Origin of the sequence: Burkholderia sp. NRF60-BP8, from assembly GCF_001522585.2 — a bacterium.
In the GTDB taxonomy this organism is placed as follows: domain Bacteria; phylum Pseudomonadota; class Gammaproteobacteria; order Burkholderiales; family Burkholderiaceae; genus Burkholderia.
The window spans coordinates 2419606-2440376 of record NZ_CP013372.1; the positions used below are offsets into that span (position 1 = coordinate 2419606).

Genomic DNA, 20771 nt, shown 5'->3' on the forward strand with positions numbered 1-20771 from the left:
GCCGAACGAACGACCGACAAAGGGGCTCGCGCCATGTATCGCAAAGGCAGTGTGATCGAAATCCAGTTCCCGCCGGAACGCCTCAACGACGCGGCAGGCGATCCGTACTGGATCGACCTGACGCTCGACGAAGCGCGCCGGCTCTACGAACAGCTCGCCGCGCGCTTCGCGACCGACGCGCGCGCCAACCAGCCGCTCGACACGTTCTCGATCGACTGACCGTCGCCGCGGCGCGCCCCGTCCGCGCCGCGCCGTGCGGCGGGCGCTCGTCCCCGCCGCCCCGCGCACCGGCGCGATGGCCGCCGGCACGATCGCACGCCGCGCGGCACGAGTGCAGGATTCGACAAGACGCCGGCGCCGCTTCGACCGATACTGGCCGACTTTCCGGTTCCGTCCGGCCGCCTCGCGGCCCGTCATGCATGCTTACCTCGATCGTCGCCGCCGCTTTCGTCGCGCTCTGGTCCACCGGCTTCATCGTTGCCCGGGCGATCAAGCCTTACGCCGATCCGAACCTGTTCCTGCTCGCGCGCTTCGCCGGCACGGCCGCGCTGTTCGGCGTGGTGGCGCTCGTCGCGCGCGCGCCGTGGCCGGCCCGCCGCGAATGGCCGCGCCACCTGATCGCCGGGGCGCTGCTGCAAGGCGTCTATCTCGGTGCGAGCTACTGGGCCGTCGCGCAGGGACTGAATGCGGGCGTGATGGCGCTGCTCGGCGCGCTGCAGCCGCTTGCCACCGCCGTGCTCGCGGTCCCGCTGTTCAACGAACGCCTGCCCGCACGCGGCTGGCTCGGGATGGCGCTCGGGCTGGCCGGCGTCGCGCTCGTGCTCGCGCCGAAAGTCACGGGCGGCGTCGCGCCGCCGCCGGGCGCGGCGCCCGCGTGGCTCGTCGTCACCGTGTCGGTTCTGGCGGTCGGCTCGATCACCGCCGGCTCGCTGTACCAGAAAGGCAAGCTCGCGCAAAGCGATCTGCGCACGGCGGTCGCCGTGCAGAACTTCGGCGCGGCGCTCGTCGCGGCCGTCTTCGTCGTGCTGCTCCACGAAACCCGCTGGATCGGCGCGCCGGCGCTGTGGATATCGCTCGTGTGGGGCGTCGTGTTCCTGTCCGGCGGCGCGGTCACGATGCTGATGTGGATGCTGCGGCGCGGCAATGCGGCGCGCGCGACGTCGCTGCTGTTTCTCGCGCCGCCGCTGGCCGCGCTGCAGGGTTACGGGCTGTTCGGCGAAACGCTCGCGACGATCCAGCTCGCCGGCTTCGCGCTCGCGCTGCTGGGCGTCGTGCTCGCGCGGCGCTGACCTGGCCATCGGGCGCCGCCCGGACGCCCTTCGCGCCGCCTCCTGCACCCGCCCGGCGCACCGCGCACCACGGCGATGCGGCGCGTCTCGCCGAAGCAACGCGAAACCGCCGGATCGCAGGCCCGGCGCGGCGGCACGCCGCGATTGCGCTTATGATGTGCGCCTTGCATTTCGTTCCGGAACTTCACTCATGACATCCGCCGATTACGCCAGCCGCCAACGCGCGATCATTGCCGAACTGAACGTCGCCCCGCACTTCGACGCCGAAGCCGAAATCGCTCGCCGCGTCGATTTCCTCGCGCAGTACCTTCGTTCGACCGGCCTGCGGACCTACGTGCTCGGCATCAGCGGCGGCGTGGATTCGTCGACGGCCGGCCGGCTTGCGCAACTGTCGGTCGAGCGCCTGCGCGCCGAAGGCTACGATGCGCGCTTCATCGCGATGCGCTTGCCGAACGGCGTGCAAAACGACGAAGAGGACGCGCAGCGTGCGCTCGCGTTCGTGCGCGCGGACGAGGTATTGACGGTCGACGTGAAGCCGGCCGCCGATGCGATGCTCCGTTCGCTGGTCGCGTCCGGCCACGCGTTCGAAACCCCCGCGCAGCAGGATTTCGTGCACGGCAACATCAAGGCGCGCGAGCGCATGATCGCGCAGTACGCGGTGGCCGGCGCGCGGCGCGGCATCGTGATCGGCACCGACCACGCGGCCGAATCGCTGATGGGTTTCTTCACGAAGTTCGGCGACGGCGGCGCGGACATCCTGCCGCTCGCGGGCCTGAGCAAGCGTCGCGTGCGCGGGGTGGCGCGCGCGCTCGGCGGCGACGAGCTGATCGTGATGAAGGTGCCGACGGCCGACCTCGAGGAGCTGCGCCCGCTGCGCCCCGACGAGCACGCGTATGGCGTGACCTACGACGAGATCGACGATTTCCTCGAAGGCAAGCCGGTCGCCGACCGCGTCTACGAAACGGTGCTGCGCTTCTACGACGGCTCGCGCCACAAGCGCGCACTGCCGTACACGATGTTCGACTGGCCGACCGCGCAACCCGGCCACTGCGGCTGATCGACGGCGCGGCGCCACTGCGCCGCGCAAACCCGAACGGTTCCGCGCGGCACGGGCGCGACCGGCAGCGCTACGCGTTGCCGCCCGTCTTCTTCGCCTGCAGCGCACGAATCCGCATCCGCGCGCCCGTATCGCTGACCGTCGCGTCGTACATCGTCGCGAGATCGCGTTTGAGCGCGGTACGCGAGCCGCCGTCGAGATACACCATGTGCCCCGACGGATAGAACCGCGCGGACAGGTTCTGCCGCACCTTCTGGTCCTCCAGCGGCATCTGCTGCAGATCGATCACGGTCTGGTAGAACGGCGTGACGAAGTCGTAGAGGCCATTCGCCGACAGCACCTTCAGGTCGACGTTCAGCGCCATCACCGCGGCGAGGTCGCCGGCCGTGTAGAGGATCACGTTCCCCTTCGCGTCGATGCCCTGCTGTGCGCCGGTCGGGTCGACGTGGCTGAAGTCCCAGTTCCGGAACGCCTGGTCGTTCAGATCCGTGAACGCGGAATTCGACGTGAACTTCAACTGCTCGTTCAGGTAACTGTTCCACATCGCCGTATAGACGCCCGTCACGGCCGTCATCGTCGGATCGTTGCCGCCCGAATTCGGGTCGATCTTGCCGGCGATGCCCGACGAGATCCCGGTCACGCGGCCGTCGTACGAACCGAGCGCGAGCCCCTGCGCATGCAGCAGCGTCGTCAGGAACAGCGAGTTGCCGCGCGTGTCGTAGCCCGCGATATCGAGGCCCCACGATTGCAGCGTCGCCGTATCGATGCCCGTGTATTGCGACAGCTTCTGCACGGTGGCCGGGTTCGCGTGCGGCGCCGCGCGCAGCGCGGCCAGGTAGTCGGTGCGCGCGAACTGCGCGACTTCCTCGACGAACGCGCCGAGATCGCTCGGCGGCGGCGTGATGCCGAGTTTCTTGTGATACCACGCGTCGGCCGCGGCGGTCGGCAGCGCGCCGACCGGGTTGCCGGCCTGCCGGTAATCGAGGATCGACGATTGCAGCGTGACGCCGTTCAGGTCGACGCCATCCTCGTGCAGCTTGTACGCGAGCACGCAGCTGCGCGCGGTGCCGTACGATTCGCCGAACAGGTATTTCGGCGAGTTCCAGCGGTTGTTCTTCGTCAGGTAGCGCTTGATGAACTGCTTCAGCGAATCCGCATCCTGGTCGACGCCCCAGAAATCGCGATTCTTGTGCGGCGCGACGGCCGCCGAATAGCCGGTGCCGACCGGGTTGATGAACACCAGGTCACTATGGTCGATCATGCTGTCCGGGTTGTCTTCGATCTGGTACGGCGCGGGCGGCGTGAAACCCGGCATCGACGTCTTGATGCGCTTCGGCGCGAACGAGCCGAGCAACACGAACACCGACGACGAACCGGGCCCGCCGTTATAGAAGAACGTCACGGGCCGCGTTTCTTCCTTCGCGCCGTCGGCCGTGAACGCGACGTAGAAGATCTTCGCGGCCGGCTGCGAACTGCTCGGATCGACCGTCACGAGATGGCCGACCGTCGCCGTGTACGCGATGCGCTTGCCGTCGATCAGGATCGTGTGGTGCGTGATCGCGGCCGCCTCGGTCGTGTCGGTCACCGAGTCGTCCGGGCCGTTGCCGTATGCGACCGGATCGAAGAACGGCTGGTCGCGGCCGTGGCTCAGCGCGACCGGGTTGATGGTCGGCGGCACGCCATGCGAATTGTGGTCGCCGTGATGCAGCGGATACACGCCGCCGGAAGATGCGGAATCGATGCCCATCGTGCTGCTCCTGGAGGTGAAAAAAGACGCGGGCAGACCACCCGCGTCGAACCGAAAGACCTGCGCCGGCGCGTCAGCTCGACGGCTTGCGCGCGAGGATCGCGGCGAGCTGCGCGCCGTTCGGGCTGCCGAGGCCCGTGCACGCGTCCCAGCCCGACGCGGCCGCATACGTGCCGTTCGATCCTTTCGTGATGTCGCGCAGCGCGCCCGGGTTCTTGTACAGGGTCGGATTGATCCAGCCGGCGGACGTGCCGGCCGCCGCGTTGATTCGTGCGATCAGCGCGGCCCACAACGGCGCGACCGCGCTCGTGCCGCCCATCACCGCCGGGGTGCCGGCGATCGACACCTCGTAGCCCGTCTGCGGCGACGCGTCGCCGGCCACGTCCGGCACGCCGCGCTTGGCAAGCGGCGTGCTGCTGCCGTCGGCGTGCGCAACCGAGAGCCCCTGCTGCCATGCCGGCAGGTCGAACAGCGAACTGACGCCGCCGCCGCCCGCACCGCCGCCGGACGCCTCGTCGTTCCACGCGACTTCGCTGCGAATGCCCTGCCCGGGCAGCGCGTCGAGCTGCGTGCCGCCGCAGCCGAGCACGTACGGGCTCGACGCGGGGAAATCGACGTGATCGGCGCCATCCTGCAGCCCGTCGCCCGAGCCGCTGTCGCCCGACGCCGCACAGACGGTGATCCCCTGCGCGGCGGCCGCCTGCAGCACGCGGTTGAACGCGTGTGCCGACTGCGCCTGCCAGATCGCTTCCGGGCCGCCCCAACTGATCGAGATCACGGAAGGCCGGTTGGTCTTGTCGGTGACGGCCGCGTTGACGGCCTGGATGAAGCCCGCGTCGCTGTTCGGCGCGAAGTACACCGCGAGCTTCGCGGCCGGTGCGATCGCGCCGGCGATTTCGATGTCGAGCGCGACTTCGCCGTCCGGGCCGTTCGGCTCGCCGGTCGGCGCGTTGCGGCCGGTGCCGACGTTCACGTCGACGAGCGTCGGCGGCGTCGCGATCCCGAGCCCGCGGAAATACTGCTGGATGTCGGCCGCGCGATAGCCGCCGCCGAGCTCGACGATCGCGATGCATTGTCCGGCGCCGTCGCCGGCCGGGAAGTCGTACAGCGACGCAAGCTGGATCGGCGTGAACGTGACGGCCGCCGCGCCGCGCGCCGGCCTGAACGGCGGGCGGATCCGAAAGTGCGGCCGCGCCTGAGGACGGCTGTCGAGGCCGAGCACGGCCGTCACCGCATCGCCGAGCTCGTCGGGCAGCGCGATCGGGCCCGACCGGCCGCGATACTGACCGATCGCCCGATGCTCGAAGCGCTCGAGCTTCACGCTGAACGCGGTTTCGAACTGCCGGATCGTGCCGGACAGCACGACGACGCTTTCAACCGGGTCGACGCGATCGACCGTCAGTTGATGACGATGCGCGAATTCCTCGGTCTTGCGGATATCGTCGGGATTGGCGGAGAAACGCTGCGCGAATGCATCGCGCGACAGCGGTTTTGCGTGCGCGTCGCCGGTGGCGAGCTGGTGAACCAATGCATCGAGTTGCCCTTCTTCCTGCCGCCGCAACATGATCGTGACGTGGATGCGTTCTGCCGGATCGCACTGGCCGAGACACTTGGACTCGGCGACGATCCGGGGTTCACGGTCGGCTTGAAGATGCCTTGCCATGTTCAGACCCTCCTTGGTACCGCGTTGCACGGAACAGCCAGGAAATCGGACATAGCCTGCGGAAGACGGTTCCGTTCGGTCAGTCGGTTTGCGACGGCGCGTTTGCGACGGCGCGTTTGCGACGGCGCGTGGGCGACGGCGCGTGGGCGACGGCGCGTGGGCGACGGCGCGTGGGCGACGGCGCGTTCGCGATCGCGCGAAGCTAGAGGAAGTTTAGAACAGTCAGACGATTTGCGCGCACGCCCTTCTGCGGCAACGCGCACGAGCGCGGGCCGGCATCGCGCGCGGCCGGCGTCGATCGTCGCATGGCCGCCGCCACGTCGGTCGACCTGCGCGGCGGCCATGCAGCGAAGGCCACGCTCAGTCCATCGACAGCCGCAGTGCGAAACCGATCAACGCCGCGGAAAAGGTCCAGCGCTGCACCGTCTGCGCCAGCGGATGCGCGCGCATCCATGCCGCGATGCGCGACGCGCCGAACACGCATGCGAGGTCGAAGCACACGCCGGCCGCCACCAGCAACGCGCCGAGCTCGAACATCTGCCAGACGACCGGCCCGGTCTCGGGCCGCACGAACTGCGGCAGCAGCACCGAGCAGAACAGCAGCGCCTTCGGATTCAGCAGGTTGGTCAGCAGCCCCTTCACGAACGACTGCCGCAGTTCGCCCGCCGCCGCATCGCCGTCGCCGAGCGCGAACACCGGCGAGCGGAACACCTGGATCGCGACATACGCGAGATAGAGCGCGCCGCCGTAGCGGATCACCTCGTACAGCCACGGCGCGCTGCGGATCAGCGCCGCGACGCCGCACGCCGACAGCGTCACGTGCGCCGTGCGCGCGAGCGACAGGCCGGCCGCCGCCGCCATCCCCGGCCGCACGCCGCGGCCGATGCTGGTCTGCAGCACGAGCGCCATGTCGGGCCCCGGCACCGCATAAATGGCCGCCAGCGCGGCAAGATAAATCAACAGCAAATGCGTGGAAATCATGGTCTGCCCCGTCCTCCAATGACGATATGTTGCCGTTGAAGGACGAGGGATTACTGGCCATTTTTGGCGACGAAGTGGCGATCGGTAGGGGAATCCGCCACAATCCATGGATCGAAACAAGGATTCCGCCAATATGATCGACCTCGACAAAACCGACCGCGCGATCCTCGCTGCGGTGCAACGCGACGGCCGCCTGCCGATCGCGCGGCTCGCCGAATCCGTCGGGCTGTCCGAGACGCCTTGCGCTCGTCGCCTGAAACGCCTCGAAACCGACGGCTACATCGAACGCTACCGCGCGCAGCTATCGCGCCAGGCGCTCGGCTTCGGCGTGGTCGCGTTCGTGCTCGTGCGGTTCGCGACGCACGACCGCAAGGTCGCCGACCGGTTCGAACGGGAAGTGCTCGGCATCGAGCGGATCCTGGCCTGCCACAACGTCGCGGGCACGGCCGACTACCTGCTGCAGGTGGTCGCGCGCGACCTCGACGACTACGGCACGTTCCTGCGCGATTCGCTGCGGATGCTGCCGGGCGTGACGTCGATCGAGTCGGCGCTGTCGCTGCGCGAGGTGAAGCACGACGCGGGGTTGCCGGTGCCCTGACGCGCGCCGGAGCGGCGGCCTGCCCCGGTGTAACGCTCGTTCACACTGTTGGCGGCACCGCCGTCATGCGAAGTCGGATGACTGGTGCGCGCGCTCGAGATCCTCGAGAAACGCCTCCACGAGCGGATTCCCGCGGCCGTTGCGCGCGACGACCATGTGGAACGTCACGTCGTAGCGCAGTTGCTCCGGATTGAGCGGTGCGAGCAGCCCCTGCGCGACGTAAGGCGCCGCGAAATGCTGCGGCAGGTAACCCAGATGGTGGCCGGACAGGATCAGCAGCGCGACGGCCTCCATGTTGTCGGCGGTCGCGGTCACGCGATCGGGCGTCGTCGACAGTTGCGCCTCGGGCAGCGGATACGAGCGCCACGCCCATTCGAAGCCGGCGACGTCGGCCGGCGTCAGCGTGCCCGCGCCGTCGAACAGCGGATGGCCGCGGCCGCAATACGCGACCTGACGCTCGACGAACAGCGGCGTGTAATGAAGCGACGGCACGCGATGCCAGAAGTAGCCGACCGCGATCTGGATCTCGTCGCTCAGCAGCTTCTCCTCGAGATCGCCGGGCGCGCGCACCGAAATCGAAAAGCGCACGGCCTCGTCGCGGGTACGGAACGCGGCGATCGCCTCGGCGATCCGCGCATTCTGGCTCACCGGCGTATGGCCGATCAGGCCGATGTTCAGCGTGCCGACCAACTGGCGGTCCATATGCCGTGCGGCGATCCCGAATTCGTCGAGCGCCGCCAGCAGCTTGCGGCTCATCGCATGGAACCGCTCGCCCTTCGGCGTGAGCCGGAAGCCGCTGCGGCCGCGTTCGCAGAGCCGATAGCCGAGCCGCGTCTCCAGCGACGACAACTGCGCGCTGATCGTCGACTGGCCGACGTTCAGCACGGCCTGCGCGGCCGACACGCCGCCCGCGTCCGTGACCGCGAGAAACACGCGGATCAACCGCAGATCGAGGGTCGACAGATTCCCCAGCACGTTCATCCCCTTCCATACATCGACGACGATCGATGTTTACGTCGATATCTTCGCATTCTTCTTTCCCGACGGAGCGCGTAAAACTGTGCGCCAGACCGCGTCGCATGATACGGCAACCCCACCCCGAAAGAGACACCCCATGAACGACCACACCCATTTCCAGCCGCTCGGCGGCAATGAAATGCCGCGCTGCGGCGGCATCGCGACGATGATGCGCCTGCCGCACGTGGCGAGCGCCGAAGGCCTCGACGCGTGTTTCGTCGGCGTGCCGTTCGATCTCGGCACGTCCAACCGCACGGGCGCGCGCTTCGGCCCGCGCCAGATCCGCACCGAATCCGTGCTGCTGCGCCCGTACAACATGGCCACGCGCGCCGCCCCCTTCGATTCGCTGCAGATCGCCGACATCGGCGACGTCGCGATCAATCCGTACAACCTGCACGATTCGATCGCCCGCATCGAGGCCGCGTACGACGCGATTCTCGAGCACGACTGCAAGCCGATCACGCTCGGCGGCGACCATACGATCGCGCTGCCGATCCTGCGCGCGATCCACCGCAAGCACGGCAAGGTTGCATTGATCCACGTCGATGCACACGCCGACGTGAACGACACGATGATGGGCGAAAAGATCGCGCACGGCACGCCGTTCCGTCGTGCGGTCGAGGAAGGCCTGCTGCACGGCGACAAGGTCACGCAGATCGGCCTGCGCGGCACCGGCTACGCGGCAGAGGATTTCGACTGGTGCCGCGAGCAGGGCTTCCGCGTCGTCCAGGCCGAGGAATGCTGGAACAAGTCGCTCGCGCCGCTGATGGAGGAAGTGCGCGCGCGCATCGGCGATACGCCCGTCTACATCAGCTTCGACATCGACGGCATCGATCCGGCCTACGCGCCGGGCACCGGTACGCCGGAAATCGCGGGCCTCACGGTGCCGCAGGCGCTCGAGATCATCCGCGGCGCGAAGGGGCTGAACATCGTCGGGTGCGATCTCGTCGAAGTCGCGCCGCCGTACGACCCGTTCGGCACCACGGCCCTGCTCGGCGCGAATCTCGCGTACGAGTTGCTGTGCGTGCTGCCGGGCGTCGCGTACCGCGACTGATTCCCGCGCCGCCACCATTCCAAATCAGAAGATTCCAGAGGAGCACACATCAAGATGGGGACTTCCGTCAAGCAACCGAAGCGGGCGGCGCTCGCTTCGTTCGTCGGCACCACGATCGAGTGGTACGACTTCTATAGTTACGCGACCGCCGCCGCCATCGTGTTCGGGCCGCTGTTCTTTCCCGGCGAAAACCGCTTCATCAGCCTGCTCGCGTCGTTCGGCTCGTTCGCGGTCGGCTTCTTCGCGCGGCCACTTGGCGGCGTGATGTTCGGCTACCTCGGCGACCGCTTCGGCCGCAAGCGTTCGCTGCTCGCGACGCTGATGCTGATGGCCGTGTCGACGGTCGCGATCGGCCTGCTGCCGACCCATGCGCAAGCCGGCGTGATCGCCCCGATCCTGCTCGTGCTGATGCGCGTGCTGCAAGGCATCGCGGTCGGCGGCGAATGGGGCGGCGCGGTGCTGCTGGCCGGCGAGCATGCGCCCGAAGGCAAGCGTACGTTCTTCGCGTCGTTCGCGCAGCTCGGCAGCGCGAGCGGCCTGATCCTGTCGATGCTCGCGTTCGGCGCGATCAGCACGCTGTCGAAGGACGACATGATGAGCTGGGGCTGGCGCGTGCCGTTCCTCGCGAGCTCGGTGCTCCTGATCGTCGGCTTCGTGATCCGTGCGAGCGTGTCGGAGTCGCCCGAGTTCGAGGAAGTGAAGCAGAGCGGCAACATCGCGCAAAAACCGCTGCGCGAAGCGCTCAAGTACTGGCCGCTGCTGCTGCTCGCGATCGGCGCGAACGTGTACGGGATCGCCGGCGTGTATTTCAGCAACATCTTCATGATCAGCTATGCGACGCAGTTCCTGTCGCTCGACCGGTCGATGGTGCTGCATTGCATGACGATCGTCGCGGTGCTGCAGTTCGTCGTACAGCTTGCGGCCGCGTTCCTCGCGCAGCGCTTCGGCACCACGCGCGTGCTGCTGATCGCCGGCGCCTGGGCGATGATCGTCCCGTTCGTGATGCTGCCGCTCGTGCACCTGGGCACGCCGGTGTCGATCACGGTCGGCGTCGGCCTCGCGACGCTCGCGGAATCGGGCTACTACTCGGTGGTGGCGGGCTTCGTCAGCGGCATCTTCGTCGCGCGGATCCGCTATACGGCGATCTCGATCGCCTATCAGGTGTGCGGCGCGCTCGCCGGCGGCCTCACGCCGCTCGTCGCGACGCTGATCGCGCAGAACGCGGCCCCGCAATGGTGGCCGCTCGCGATCCAGTACACGAGCGCCGCCGCACTGTCGTCGCTGTGCGTGTGGCTGATCGCACGCCGCGTCGGCATCGACGATGCGGGTGCGCCCGGCAAGACGACCAACGCGCTGCCGCGCGGCACGCACGCCGCGTAGCGCGACGCAGTGCGCAACTGCATGCATGACGAAAATCGGCCCGCTTCTTCCGCGGGCCGATTTTTTGCCTTCCGACCGTCGATCGCGACGGCGCCGCCCAGCGCTCGCTGCGTGGTTAACGCATCTGGTCGCGCAGCGTCTTCGCGGCGGCGACCATGTTCGTCAGCGCCGGAATCACTTCCGACCATTGGCGCGTCTTCAGCCCGCAATCCGGGTTCACCCACAGGCGTTCCGCCGGAATCCGCTCGGCCGCCTTCCTCATCAGCCCGACGATGTGATCCTGCGTCGGGATGTTCGGCGAATGGATATCGTACACGCCCGGCCCGATTTCGTTCGGGTACTTGAAGTCGTCGAACGCATCGAGCAGCTCCATGTCCGAGCGCGACGTCTCGATCGTGATCACGTCCGCGTCCATGTCGGCGATCGACGCGATGATGTCGTTGAACTCCGAATAGCACATGTGCGTGTGGATCTGCGTATCGTCCTGCACGCCGTTCGCGGCGATGCGGAACGACTCGACCGCCCACTGCAGGTATTCGCTCCATTGCGCGCGGCGCAGCGGCAGCCCTTCGCGCAGCGCCGCTTCGTCGATCTGGATCACGCGCACGCCGGCCTTCTCGAGATCGAGCACTTCATCGCGGATCGCCAGCGCGAGCTGGTAGCACGATACCGAGCGCGGCTGGTCGTCGCGCACGAACGACCAGTTCAGGATCGTCACGGGGCCGGTGAGCATGCCCTTCATCGGCTTGTCCGTCAGCGACTGCGCATAGGCGATCCATTCGACCGTCATCGCCTTCGGGCGGCTGATGTCGCCGAACAGGATCGGCGGCTTCACGCAGCGCGAACCGTACGACTGCACCCAGCCGAACTGGCTGAACGTGTAGCCGTCGAGTTGTTCGCCGAAGTATTCGACCATGTCGTTGCGCTCGGCTTCGCCATGCACGAGCACGTCGAGTTCGAGCGATTCCTGTTCGCGGACACTGCGCTCGATCTCGGCCCGCATCGCCGCGCGATAGCCGGCTTCGTCCAGCGCGCCGGCCTTGAACCGGCTGCGCGCCTGGCGAATGTCGGCGGTCTGCGGAAACGAGCCGATCGTCGTCGTCGGGAACGCCGGCAGGTTCAGGCGCGCCGACTGCTTCGACGCACGCTGCGGATAGGGGCTCGCGCGGTTGCCGAGCTGCGCGTCGATGCGGGCGATCGCGGCCTTCACCGCCGGGTTGTTCACGCGCGGCGAGCGGCGGCGCGAATCGATCGCGGCGGCATTCGCGGCGAGCGCGGCGGCCACCTTGTCGCGACCTTCGTTCAGCGCGGTCGCGAGCACCTTCAGCTCGTCGAGCTTCTGCAGCGCGAACGCGAGCCACGAGCGGATTTCCGCGTCGAGCTTCTCCTCGCTCGCGAGATCGACCGGTACGTGCAGCAGCGAGCACGACGGCGCGAGCCACAGCCGGTCGCCCAGTTGCTTCGCGAGCGGCTCGAGCCAGTCGAGCGTCGCGTTCAGATCCGTCTTCCAGATGTTGCGGCCGTTGATCGCACCGACCGACAGCACGCGATCGGCCGGCAGTTCACGCACCAGCGCGTCGACTTCGTCGCGTGCGTTGATCGCGTCGATATGCAAGCCGTCGACCGGCAGCGACGCCGCGAGCGTCAGGTTGTCCTGAAGCTGCCCGAAGTACGTGGCGAGCAGCAGCTTGATGCGGCGAGTTTCCAGCGCCGCGTATGCGGTACGGAACGCGCGGCGCCATTCGGCATCGAGCTCGGTGACGAGAATCGGCTCGTCGATCTGCACCCATTCGACGCCCTGCGCGGTCAGCGTGTCGATCAGCGCACCGTACACCGGCAGCAGCTTCGGCAATAGCGCGAGACGATCGGAATCGTCCTTCGCCTTGCCGAGCCACAGGTACGTGACCGGGCCGAGAATCACCGGCTTCGCGTGCACGCCCTGCGCGCTCGCTTCGGCCAGTTGCTGCAGCAGACGCGACGGATCGAGCGAGAAGTTCGTGTCCGCATGGAACTCCGGCACGATGTAGTGGTAGTTCGTGTCGAACCACTTCGTCATTTCGCCGGCCGCGACACCGCCGCAGCACGCGGCGTGCTCCTGCGCCGACTGCGTCGAACGGCCGCGCGCGACGCGGAAATAGTTGTCGAGCGCATCGCCGTGGAAATCCTGCACGCGTTTCGGCAAGTTGCCGAGCGTGAAGCTCATGTCGAGCACGTGGTCGTAGAACGCGAAGTCGCCGATCGGCGCGAGGTCGAGATCGCGCTGGTCGTGCCAGTGACGCCGGCGCAGCTCGGCGCCGAGCGCCGTCAGTTCGTCGCGCGACGATTCGCCGTTCCAGTAGCGTTCGAGACCGAACTTGAGTTCGCGCTTCGCGCCGATGCGCGGAAAACCGAGGTTGTGTGTCGTGACCATGAAGCTGCCGTCCAGAGAAAAGGTGAAGATCCGGCAGCCATCATAGGGATTTCAAACCATGAAATAAAATGGCATTATTTCATTCATCCATTAATATTCTTCATGCATTTGCTGCATGAGCGCGATCCATGCTGGAACGATTCCATCTCGTCGTCATTCGTGAAGTCGAGCGCCAGGGCTCGCTGACCGCGGCGGCCAATGCGCTGCACCTCACGCAATCGGCGCTCAGCCATACGGTCAGGAAAATCGAGCAGCAGCTCGGCACGCCGATCTGGGACCGGGAAGGCCGCGGCCTGCGGCTCACGCAGGGCGGGCAGTATCTGCTGAAGCTGGCAAACCGGCTGCTGCCGCAGTTCGAGCTCGCCGAGGAACGGATGAAGCAGTACGCGAAAGGCGAGCGCGGCACGCTGCGCATCGGGATGGAGTGCCACCCGTGCTACCAGTGGCTGCTGAAGGTCGTCTCGCCGTACCTGTCGTGCTGGCCCGACGTCGACGTGGACGTGAAGCAGCGCTTCCAGTTCGGCGGCATCGGCGCGCTGTTCGGTTACGACATCGACGTGCTCGTGACGCCCGATCCGCTGAACAAGCCGGGGCTGCGCTTCGATCCCGTGTTCGACTACGAACAGGTGCTGGTGGTCGCGGATTCGCACCGGTTCGCGCATGTCGACTACGTGAGCCCCGAGCAACTGACCGACGAGATCCTGATCACGTACCCGGTCGAAACCGACCGGCTCGACATCTACAACCAGTTTCTGACGCCGGCCGGCATCGTGCCGAGGCGACACAAGTCGATCGAGACCACCGACATCATGTTGCAGATGGTCGCGAGCGGGCGCGGCGTGGCCGCGCTGCCGCGATGGCTCGCCGACGAGTACGCGGACCGGATGCCGGTCGTGCCGGTCAAGCTCGGCAAGCAGGGCATCGCGAAGCAGATCTTCCTCGGCATCCGCGAAGCGGACGCGTCGATCGACTATCTGGCCGCGTTCGTCGCGCTGGCGCGCGAATCGACATGGAGCGCGCCGCGCATGCTGCGCTAGGCGCGTCCGGTTGCCTCGCGCGTCAGGCGGCGCGCATGCCCGCGCGTTCGCCGCGCTCGACCCACGCGCCGAACAGCAGGCCGATCGTCGTCCACATGATCACCTGCATGCCGATGGCCGCCACGCGGAATTTCCACAGCAAGGCCGCCGGGAAATCGGCCGGCAGTTCGCTGACCGACGGCAGCCCGATCTGCACGGCCGCGATGATCGCGACGAACACGAGCCCCGCGACGATCGACGCGTTCCATTGGCCAAGCTTCGCCAGCAGATGGCGACGCACGCCGACCGAGAACACCATCGTCGCGACCGAGATCGCGATCATCAGGAAGAACAGGCCGGTGCGATAGCCGATCGTGTCGGGGTCGCCGACCGACGGCGGGTTGGCCGGGTACTTGAGGTTCGGCACGATCACGAGCGCGACGAACGCCGCCAGCGCGAGCCACGCGGCCAGCGGCCGTGCCGGCAGGCGACTGCCTCGTCCGTATGCATACGCGAAGACCAGCGAGAACAGCCCGCCAAATGCCGCGCCGTAGGTCACGACACCCGTCAGCAACCCGAGGCCGGCCTGCGTGTGGCGACTGACCAGCTCGGGTTCCGGCGCCTCGCCCTGGGCGGCGGCGGTTTTTTCCTCTAAGGAGATCGCCTGATCGACTTGCGGTTCGCCGACCATTTTCGCGAACCCGAACGTGAGAAGCCCCGCGGCGATGCCTGCGAGCATCCCGCGCATGAGCAGCTTTCCGACCATCTTGTTACTCCGCGTCAGTGGCAGGGAAAGCCGAGCAGATGGCGGCCGTCGTGGACGAATTCGTGGACGTACATGCCCGGCACGAGCGACGTCGCGCCCTGTTCCGCGCCGACGAAATAGAGTGCGAGCAGCAGGATCAGGCCGACGAACACGGCCCACGGCAACAGTTCACGGACGGGAATGGGCGCCGGCACGACCGCCGGCTTCAGCACTGCTTCGCTCATGGATGCACCTCAGGGGAATCGCGCCCCGACAAATGATGGATGGGTACGAAGGCAGGTCTGACTTCCGGGATCGTCGATTCCCCGGTTACAGTGGCGCGACCGCGCCGGAATTGCACCGGCTTCCGCGCTTCGTATCGGGCGAATTGTACGCGCGAACGTTCGCGTATTGAAGCGATGACACACGGCAAGTGCGCACCGCTCCCGATCGCCCGACAACCGACATGAACATGCATGCCTCGCTGCGCCTGATCGCACACGCATCGACCCGCGCAATGCGCACCGGCACGTTTCCCGACGACGATCCGCTCGACGCGCACGGGCTGGCCGAAGCCACTGCGCTGCGCGGCCGCTGGACGGTCGGTGCCGGCTCGCTCGTGCTGTGCAGCCCGGCGCGCTGCGCGAGGCAGACCGTTGATGCACTCGGACTGCACGCCGATATCGACGATGCGCTGCGCGACATCGATTACGGCAATTGGCGCGGCAAGCGGCTGCACGATCTCGCGCGCGACCTGCCCGACGAACTGGCGGCGTGGATCGGCACACCGTCCGCGTCGCCGCATCGCGGCGAATCGTTCGACGGTGCCGCGCGTCGGGTCGGCACATGGTTGAGCGCACTGCCGCCCGATCGCGACGTCGTCGCGATCACGCATGCGCCGATCGTCCGCGCGGCCATCGCGCATGTGCTGCGGATGGGTACCGGGGCAGCCATACGCCTCCACGTCGCGCCGCTGTCGTGCACGACGTTCGTCGCGTCGCCGGCCGGCTGGACCCTGGCCGCGACGGACGATGACTCGCGCGACACCGGCGCGTAAGCCGCTGTCGTGTTCACTATGTGAGCGGACGATGCGCCCCCGACGCTTCGCATGCCGCCGCTCGCCTTACATCCCGTAAGACACTCCGTTCGGCATCCCGACTGTCATCAAACTGACTGCTAGCCGCAGCTAGGATCGGACGAGGCTCCCTTACGAGATGTCGTCATGAATCAACCTGCTTCGTCCGCCCCGAACAATTCGGCCTCCGTCGCGCGCACCCGGCAGATCGGCTATACCGTCTTCCTGTTGGTGCTCGTGCTTGGCGCCGCCTATATCGCCACGCACCTGGTCGACGATTTGTCGCCGGTCCGCGAAGGGTCGATGTTCCCGTACCTGCTGCTCGGCGCAGCACTGCTGATCGCCCTCGGCTTCGAGTTCGTCAACGGCTTCCACGACACCGCGAATGCGGTCGCGACCGTGATCTATACGCACTCGCTCACGCCGAACGTCGCGGTGATCTGGTCGGGCATGTGGAACTTCCTCGGCGTGATGGTCTCGAGCGGAGCCGTCGCGTTCGGCATCCTGCAGTTGCTGCCGGTCGAGCTGATCCTGCAGGTCGGCAGCGGCTCGGGCTTCGCGATGGTGTTCGCGCTGCTGATCGCCGCGATCGTCTGGAACCTCGCGACCTGGTATTTCGGGTTGCCGTCGTCGAGCTCGCATACGCTGATCGGGTCGATCATCGGTGTCGGGCTGATGAACCAGTTGATGCACGGGCCGTCCGGCACGAGCGGCGTCGACTGGGGCCAGGCGCTCGGCGTCGGCAAGTCGCTGCTGCTCTCGCCCATCGTCGGTTTCCTGTGTGCGTCGCTGTTGCTGCTCGTGCTGAAGGCCGTCGTGCGGATTCCCGAGCTGTACAAGGAGCCGCCGAAGGACCAGCCGCCGCCGTTCTGGATTCGCTGCCTGCTGATCCTCACCTGCACCGGCGTGTCGTTCGCACACGGGTCGAACGACGGACAGAAAGGGATGGGCCTGATCATGCTGATCCTGATCGGCACGGTGCCGACCGCGTATGCGCTGAACAAGGCCGTCACGCCCGCCGAATCGCAGACCTTCGTGGCGGTCGCGAACCAGGCGGCCGCGACGTTCGGAAAATACACGAACGGCGTCGCGCCTTCCTCGAATCCGCGCGCCGATGTCGAACACTACGTTCAGCATCGTGAACTGACGCCCGCCGTGCTGCCGGCCGTGGCGCAGTTGTCCACATCGCTCGCGACCGCCGTCGGCGCGTCGGGCTCGATGGCGGCCGTGCCGCAGCGCGACGTCGACAACGTGCGCAACACGATGTATCTGGTATCCGAAGCCATTCGCCTGATCGAGAAGTCGGGCCAGCCTGCATTCGCCACCGACGACAAGCTCGCGATCGACAACTATCGCAAGCAGCTCGACCACGCGACCAAGTTCATTCCGACGTGGGTGAAGGTTGCCGTCGCGATCGCGCTGGGTCTCGGCACGATGGTCGGCTGGAAGCGGATCGTCGTGACCGTCGGCGAAAAAATCGGCAAGCAGCATTTGACGTACGGACAGGGTGCATCGGCCGAACTCGTCGCGATGCTGACGATCGGCGCCGCCGACATGTACGGGCTGCCCGTGTCGACGACACACGTGCTGTCGTCGGGCGTCGCGGGCACGATGGCGGCGAACGGCTCCGGGCTGCAATGGAGCACGGTGCGCAGCCTCGTCCTCGCGTGGGTGCTGACGCTGCCGGCGTCGATCGCGCTGGCGGCAGGGCTTTACTGGTTGTTCAGGTCGCTGGCTTGATCGGCGACACGGCGGGTGGCGGGCGATAGCCGGCCATCCGCCGCGGCAGGCAGGGTCTCTCCGTCTCTCCGTCTCTCCGTCTCTCCGTCTCTCCGCCTCTCCGTCTCTCCGCCTCTCCGCCTCTCCGCCTCTCCGCTTCGTCACGTCGCCGCATTTAGTGTGTCGATGCCGCGCCTACAACGTTTTCCCGTCCGAATTAAAGCGCAAGATCTGGAGCGTACCGGCACACGGACGCCGCTAGACTGGGTTCGTCAACTTCCGTGAATTCGACCGTGCGCGATCGCACGGCGCCACACTGCCGATACCTCAAGGTATGCCCGTGAACATTGCCGATCTGCAACCTGCCGTCGAACCGCTGGACATCGCACAACGTGTCGGCACCCTCGACTGGCCGAGCATCGAGGCCGAGCTCGATCGCTACGGATGCGCGTGCGTGCCGGGCCTGATGTCGGCAAGCGCGTGCGATGCACTCGCGTCGCTCTATCCGCGCGATGCGCTCTATCGTTCACGTGTCGTGATGGCGCGGCACGGCTTTGGCCGCGGCGAGTACAAGTATTTCGCGTATCCGCTGCCAGCGGTCATCGCCGAACTGCGCGCGACGATCTACCCGCATCTCGTGCCGGTCGCGAATCGCTGGAACCAGGCGCTCGGCATCGACGTCCGTTATCCGAAAGACCATGCGACATTCCTCGATCGCTGCCACGCGGCGGGACAGATGCGACCGACGCCGCTGATCCTGCAATACGGCGCCGACGACTACAACTGCCTCCACCAGGACCTGTACGGCGAGCACGTGTTTCCGCTGCAGGTCGCGATCCTGCTGTCGGCGCCGGGCCGCGATTTCAGTGGCGGGGAGTTCGTGTTGACGGAACAGCGACCCCGCATGCAGTCGCGTGCGGAAGTGGTGCCGCTGACGCAAGGTGATGCAGTGATCTTCGCGGTACACGGCCGGCCTGTGCAGGGAACCCGTGGCGTCTATCGCGTCAACCTGCGTCATGGCGTCAGCCGGATTCGAAGCGGCCACCGCCACACGGTCGGCATCATCTTCCATGACGCGCAGTAGCGGGAATCGAAACAGCTGCGCTGCTGCCGCGCCGCTCATTGCGCATCGCATTCATGGTCGTCCCCGCACCGCACGCCGTCGTTCGGAAAACGACCGACCAAGCATGGCCGGCCGGAAGGCCGACTCGGCCGAGGGACGGAAGGCCGGTTGCGCTGACTGTCTGGCAAGCGCGGCCGCATCGCATCAGCGCATCAGCGCTTCCGGTAAACGCCGAAAAACACGCGCCCTCACCTGCCTCCCCGCCAATACGATCTGCAGTCCGGCCTATCCGCGCGCCGCGTTTGCCCGCAGCCGATCGCCGGCATCGAAAGCCAGCCAGGCGTAGCCCGGCAACGTCAGCAGCGCGAGCACGCCCGCCGCGACGAACGCCCAGCGGAAATCGTCGAGCACGTAGTGCATGCCGGCCGCATCGCCGCGCCCCCATGCCGCGAGCCGCAGCGACAATGCACCGAACGCGATCCCCATCCCGATCGTCATCTGCTGCGCGGCGCTCCACAGCGTGCTCGCCGCGCTCGTCTGCTGAGCCGGGATATCCGCATAAGCCAGCGTCGCGAGCGTCGTGAACTGCATCGACCGCGTGAGCCCGTAGACGAATACGACGAGCAACGTGATCGCCAGCGGTGTCGACGCGGTCAGCCAGCCGCATGCGATCGTGACGATGCCGACGATCGTCACGTCGACGAGCGCAACGCGCCGAAAGCCGTAACGGTCGAGGATCCACGATGTGCCTGCCTTCATCCCGAGATTGCCGAGCGCGCTGGCGAGCAACAACAGCCCCGACTGGAACGGCGACAGCCCGAAGCCGATCTGGAACAGCAACGGCATCAGGTACGGGACGGCGTTGATCGCTATCCGCGTGATCGAGCCGGTGATCACCGTCACGGAGAACGTCGGCACTTTCAGCGTCGTGAAATCGAGCAGCGGATGCGCGCAGCGTCGCGCATGCAGCCATGCGGCGATGCCGAACAGCACGCTTGCCCCCACCAGGACACCCGCGCGCGTGAAGTCGACATCCTGCTGGCCGGCTGCTTCGGTGCCGATCAGCAGGCAGGTCAATGCGCCGCCGGCCAGCACGAAACCGACCCAGTCGAGCGGCCGTTGCTCGTCGGCCCGCGTGTTCCGGACGATCAGGCAGGTACAAACGAGCGCAGCGATGCCGAACGGGACGTTCAACAGGAAGATCCATCGCCACGATGCATAGGTCGTGATGAAGCCGCCGACCGGCGGCCCGACGACGGGCGCGACGATGCCCGGCCACGTGATCGTCGCGATCGCGCGCATCAGCCTCGCCTTCTCGGTACTCCGCACGACGATCATTCGCCCGACCGGCACCATCATCGCCCCGCCGACGCCCTGTAGCAGCCGGGCAGCCGTGAACGACATCACACCTTCGGATAGCCCGCACAGCACCGACGCGCCGGTAAAGACGACGATCGCGCTCGCGAAGACCGTCCGCGAGCCATAGCGATCCGCGATCCAGCCGCTGATCGGAATGAACACCGCCAGCGCCAACATGTAGGCCGTCATCCCGAGGCTCAGTGCGTTCGGCCCAACGCCGAACGAACTGGCCATTTGCGGCAGCGCGGTCGCGATCACGGTCGTGTCGAGATACTCCATGAAGAACGTCGCGGCGACGAGATAGGGCAAGAAGTCGGTCGTCCGACCACCTTGAGCGGGGCTGTCAGTCATGAACGATGCAGGAGACGGAGTGCAAAGGACACCGACCGCCGGCGGATGCAACCAAGCACCGTGAGATCGGGACGAACGGCGATATTACTCCGAAGGACTTACTCCCTGCTCTGCCGAGCATGTCGCGCGAATGAACTTTATGCGCATAGATTTTTATGCGATTTCGCACTGCGTTCGCTGCGTGATGCCCGGGACGCGGCGCATCGAAGATGCGACAAGACAAGGGGGATTTTGCGTCAGAAAGCGA

18 protein-coding genes and 1 riboswitch are annotated in these 20771 nt (G+C 67.0%); of the genes, 10 read left to right on the forward strand and 8 right to left on the reverse strand.

Going from position 1 to position 20771, the window contains the following annotated elements:
- The first annotated feature begins 33 nt into the window (after positions 1-33).
- The 3 genes from WS54_RS11175 to nadE all read left to right on the forward strand — a co-directional run bounded on the left by WS54_RS11175 (position 34) and on the right by nadE (position 2346).
- Positions 34-219, forward strand: a complete 186-nt coding sequence (locus WS54_RS11175) for a hypothetical protein (RefSeq protein ID WP_006480515.1) — start codon at positions 34-36, stop codon at positions 217-219.
- 200 nt (positions 220-419) lie between these two features.
- Positions 420-1289 (forward strand): DMT family transporter, encoded by an 870-nt coding sequence (locus WS54_RS11180; protein WP_034204119.1) that lies wholly within the window; start codon positions 420-422, stop codon positions 1287-1289.
- A 190-nt stretch (positions 1290-1479) separates the two neighbouring features.
- The gene (gene nadE / locus WS54_RS11185) at positions 1480-2346 is read left to right on the forward strand and encodes an ammonia-dependent NAD(+) synthetase (protein WP_059782804.1); all 867 of its coding nucleotides are present in this window, start codon (positions 1480-1482) and stop codon (positions 2344-2346) included.
- A 70-nt stretch (positions 2347-2416) separates the two neighbouring features.
- On the opposite strand, the gene WS54_RS11190 is transcribed toward nadE, so the two are convergent.
- The 3 genes from WS54_RS11190 to WS54_RS11200 all read right to left on the reverse strand — a co-directional run bounded on the left by WS54_RS11190 (position 2417) and on the right by WS54_RS11200 (position 6737).
- Positions 2417-4093, reverse strand: a complete 1677-nt coding sequence (locus WS54_RS11190) for a S10 family peptidase (RefSeq protein ID WP_059782803.1) — start codon at positions 4091-4093, stop codon at positions 2417-2419.
- A gap of 73 nt (positions 4094-4166) precedes the next feature.
- Positions 4167-5756 carry a S53 family peptidase gene (locus WS54_RS11195; protein ID WP_059782801.1) on the reverse strand — a complete coding sequence of 530 codons (1590 nt, stop codon included), beginning with the start codon at positions 5754-5756 and terminating at the stop codon, positions 4167-4169.
- Between the two features lie 360 nt (positions 5757-6116).
- Complete coding sequence (locus WS54_RS11200) at positions 6117-6737, reverse strand: LysE family translocator (protein WP_034204115.1); 621 nt, start codon at positions 6735-6737, stop codon at positions 6117-6119.
- Positions 6738-6870: 133 nt separating this feature from the next.
- On the opposite strand from WS54_RS11200, the gene WS54_RS11205 reads away from it, so the two are divergent.
- Complete coding sequence (locus WS54_RS11205; RefSeq protein WP_059500532.1) at positions 6871-7335, forward strand: Lrp/AsnC family transcriptional regulator; 465 nt, start codon at positions 6871-6873, stop codon at positions 7333-7335.
- Positions 7336-7398: 63 nt separating this feature from the next.
- On the opposite strand, the gene WS54_RS11210 is transcribed toward WS54_RS11205, so the two are convergent.
- Positions 7399-8310, reverse strand: a complete 912-nt coding sequence (locus WS54_RS11210) for a LysR family transcriptional regulator (RefSeq protein ID WP_059782891.1) — start codon at positions 8308-8310, stop codon at positions 7399-7401.
- Between the two features lie 139 nt (positions 8311-8449).
- Between WS54_RS11210 and speB the strand changes: the two genes are divergently transcribed.
- Both speB and WS54_RS11220 read left to right on the forward strand, forming a co-directional pair.
- Complete coding sequence (speB, locus tag WS54_RS11215) at positions 8450-9406, forward strand: agmatinase (RefSeq protein WP_006495120.1); 957 nt, start codon at positions 8450-8452, stop codon at positions 9404-9406.
- Positions 9407-9460: 54 nt separating this feature from the next.
- The gene (locus WS54_RS11220; RefSeq protein ID WP_059782799.1) at positions 9461-10786 is read left to right on the forward strand and encodes an MFS transporter; all 1326 of its coding nucleotides are present in this window, start codon (positions 9461-9463) and stop codon (positions 10784-10786) included.
- Positions 10787-10901: 115 nt separating this feature from the next.
- Here the strand turns inward: WS54_RS11220 and metE are convergent, their stop codons facing one another.
- Positions 10902-13196 carry a 5-methyltetrahydropteroyltriglutamate--homocysteine S-methyltransferase gene (gene metE / locus WS54_RS11225; RefSeq protein WP_059782797.1) on the reverse strand — a complete coding sequence of 765 codons (2295 nt, stop codon included), beginning with the start codon at positions 13194-13196 and terminating at the stop codon, positions 10902-10904.
- 128 nt (positions 13197-13324) lie between these two features.
- On the opposite strand from metE, the gene WS54_RS11230 reads away from it, so the two are divergent.
- Positions 13325-14233 (forward strand): LysR family transcriptional regulator, encoded by a 909-nt coding sequence (locus WS54_RS11230; protein WP_034204111.1) that lies wholly within the window; start codon positions 13325-13327, stop codon positions 14231-14233.
- A 22-nt stretch (positions 14234-14255) separates the two neighbouring features.
- Here the strand turns inward: WS54_RS11230 and WS54_RS11235 are convergent, their stop codons facing one another.
- Together WS54_RS11235 and WS54_RS11240 are read right to left on the reverse strand one after the other, a co-directional pair.
- Positions 14256-14978, reverse strand: coding sequence for a CbtA family protein (locus WS54_RS11235; protein ID WP_034204110.1), 723 nt, complete (start codon positions 14976-14978; stop codon positions 14256-14258).
- 14 nt (positions 14979-14992) lie between these two features.
- Positions 14993-15202: a CbtB domain-containing protein gene (locus tag WS54_RS11240; RefSeq protein WP_006488502.1), complete on the reverse strand. Its 210-nt coding sequence runs from the start codon at positions 15200-15202 to the stop codon at positions 14993-14995.
- Positions 15203-15235: 33 nt separating this feature from the next.
- A riboswitch (cobalamin riboswitch) is annotated at positions 15236-15374 on the reverse strand.
- A gap of 49 nt (positions 15375-15423) precedes the next feature.
- Between WS54_RS11240 and WS54_RS11245 the strand changes: the two genes are divergently transcribed.
- The 3 genes from WS54_RS11245 (at position 15424) to WS54_RS11255 (ending at position 18835) form a co-directional block, all read left to right on the forward strand.
- On the forward strand, positions 15424-16014 hold the full coding sequence (locus WS54_RS11245) for a histidine phosphatase family protein (protein ID WP_059782795.1): 591 nt from the start codon (positions 15424-15426) through the stop codon (positions 16012-16014).
- Between the two features lie 165 nt (positions 16015-16179).
- Complete coding sequence (locus WS54_RS11250; RefSeq protein ID WP_034204108.1) at positions 16180-17772, forward strand: inorganic phosphate transporter; 1593 nt, start codon at positions 16180-16182, stop codon at positions 17770-17772.
- Between the two features lie 319 nt (positions 17773-18091).
- Positions 18092-18835 carry a 2OG-Fe(II) oxygenase gene (locus WS54_RS11255; RefSeq protein WP_179950201.1) on the forward strand — a complete coding sequence of 248 codons (744 nt, stop codon included), beginning with the start codon at positions 18092-18094 and terminating at the stop codon, positions 18833-18835.
- A 264-nt stretch (positions 18836-19099) separates the two neighbouring features.
- On the opposite strand, the gene WS54_RS11260 is transcribed toward WS54_RS11255, so the two are convergent.
- Positions 19100-20524: an MFS transporter gene (locus WS54_RS11260; RefSeq protein WP_059782792.1), complete on the reverse strand. Its 1425-nt coding sequence runs from the start codon at positions 20522-20524 to the stop codon at positions 19100-19102.
- Positions 20525-20771 lie beyond the last annotated feature (247 nt).

Bases quoted from the DNA above. Each gene is read 5' to 3' on its own strand.
- WS54_RS11175 (WP_006480515.1), top strand. From the start codon at position 34: ATGTATCGCAAAGGCAGTGTGATCGAAATCCAGTTCCCGCCGGAACGC.
- WS54_RS11180 (WP_034204119.1), top strand. From the start codon at position 420: ATGCTTACCTCGATCGTCGCCGCCGCTTTCGTCGCGCTCTGGTCCACC.
- nadE (WP_059782804.1), top strand. From the start codon at position 1,480: ATGACATCCGCCGATTACGCCAGCCGCCAACGCGCGATCATTGCCGAA.
- WS54_RS11190 (WP_059782803.1), bottom strand. From the start codon at position 4,093: ATGGGCATCGATTCCGCATCTTCCGGCGGCGTGTATCCGCTGCATCAC.
- WS54_RS11195 (WP_059782801.1), bottom strand. From the start codon at position 5,756: ATGGCAAGGCATCTTCAAGCCGACCGTGAACCCCGGATCGTCGCCGAG.
- WS54_RS11200 (WP_034204115.1), bottom strand. From the start codon at position 6,737: ATGATTTCCACGCATTTGCTGTTGATTTATCTTGCCGCGCTGGCGGCC.
- WS54_RS11205 (WP_059500532.1), top strand. From the start codon at position 6,871: ATGATCGACCTCGACAAAACCGACCGCGCGATCCTCGCTGCGGTGCAA.
- speB (WP_006495120.1), top strand. From the start codon at position 8,450: ATGAACGACCACACCCATTTCCAGCCGCTCGGCGGCAATGAAATGCCG.
- WS54_RS11220 (WP_059782799.1), top strand. From the start codon at position 9,461: ATGGGGACTTCCGTCAAGCAACCGAAGCGGGCGGCGCTCGCTTCGTTC.
- metE (WP_059782797.1), bottom strand. From the start codon at position 13,196: ATGGTCACGACACACAACCTCGGTTTTCCGCGCATCGGCGCGAAGCGC.
- WS54_RS11230 (WP_034204111.1), top strand. From the start codon at position 13,325: ATGCTGGAACGATTCCATCTCGTCGTCATTCGTGAAGTCGAGCGCCAG.
- WS54_RS11235 (WP_034204110.1), bottom strand. From the start codon at position 14,978: ATGGTCGGAAAGCTGCTCATGCGCGGGATGCTCGCAGGCATCGCCGCG.
- WS54_RS11240 (WP_006488502.1), bottom strand. From the start codon at position 15,202: ATGAGCGAAGCAGTGCTGAAGCCGGCGGTCGTGCCGGCGCCCATTCCC.
- WS54_RS11245 (WP_059782795.1), top strand. From the start codon at position 15,424: ATGAACATGCATGCCTCGCTGCGCCTGATCGCACACGCATCGACCCGC.
- WS54_RS11250 (WP_034204108.1), top strand. From the start codon at position 16,180: ATGAATCAACCTGCTTCGTCCGCCCCGAACAATTCGGCCTCCGTCGCG.
- WS54_RS11260 (WP_059782792.1), bottom strand. From the start codon at position 20,524: ATGACTGACAGCCCCGCTCAAGGTGGTCGGACGACCGACTTCTTGCCC.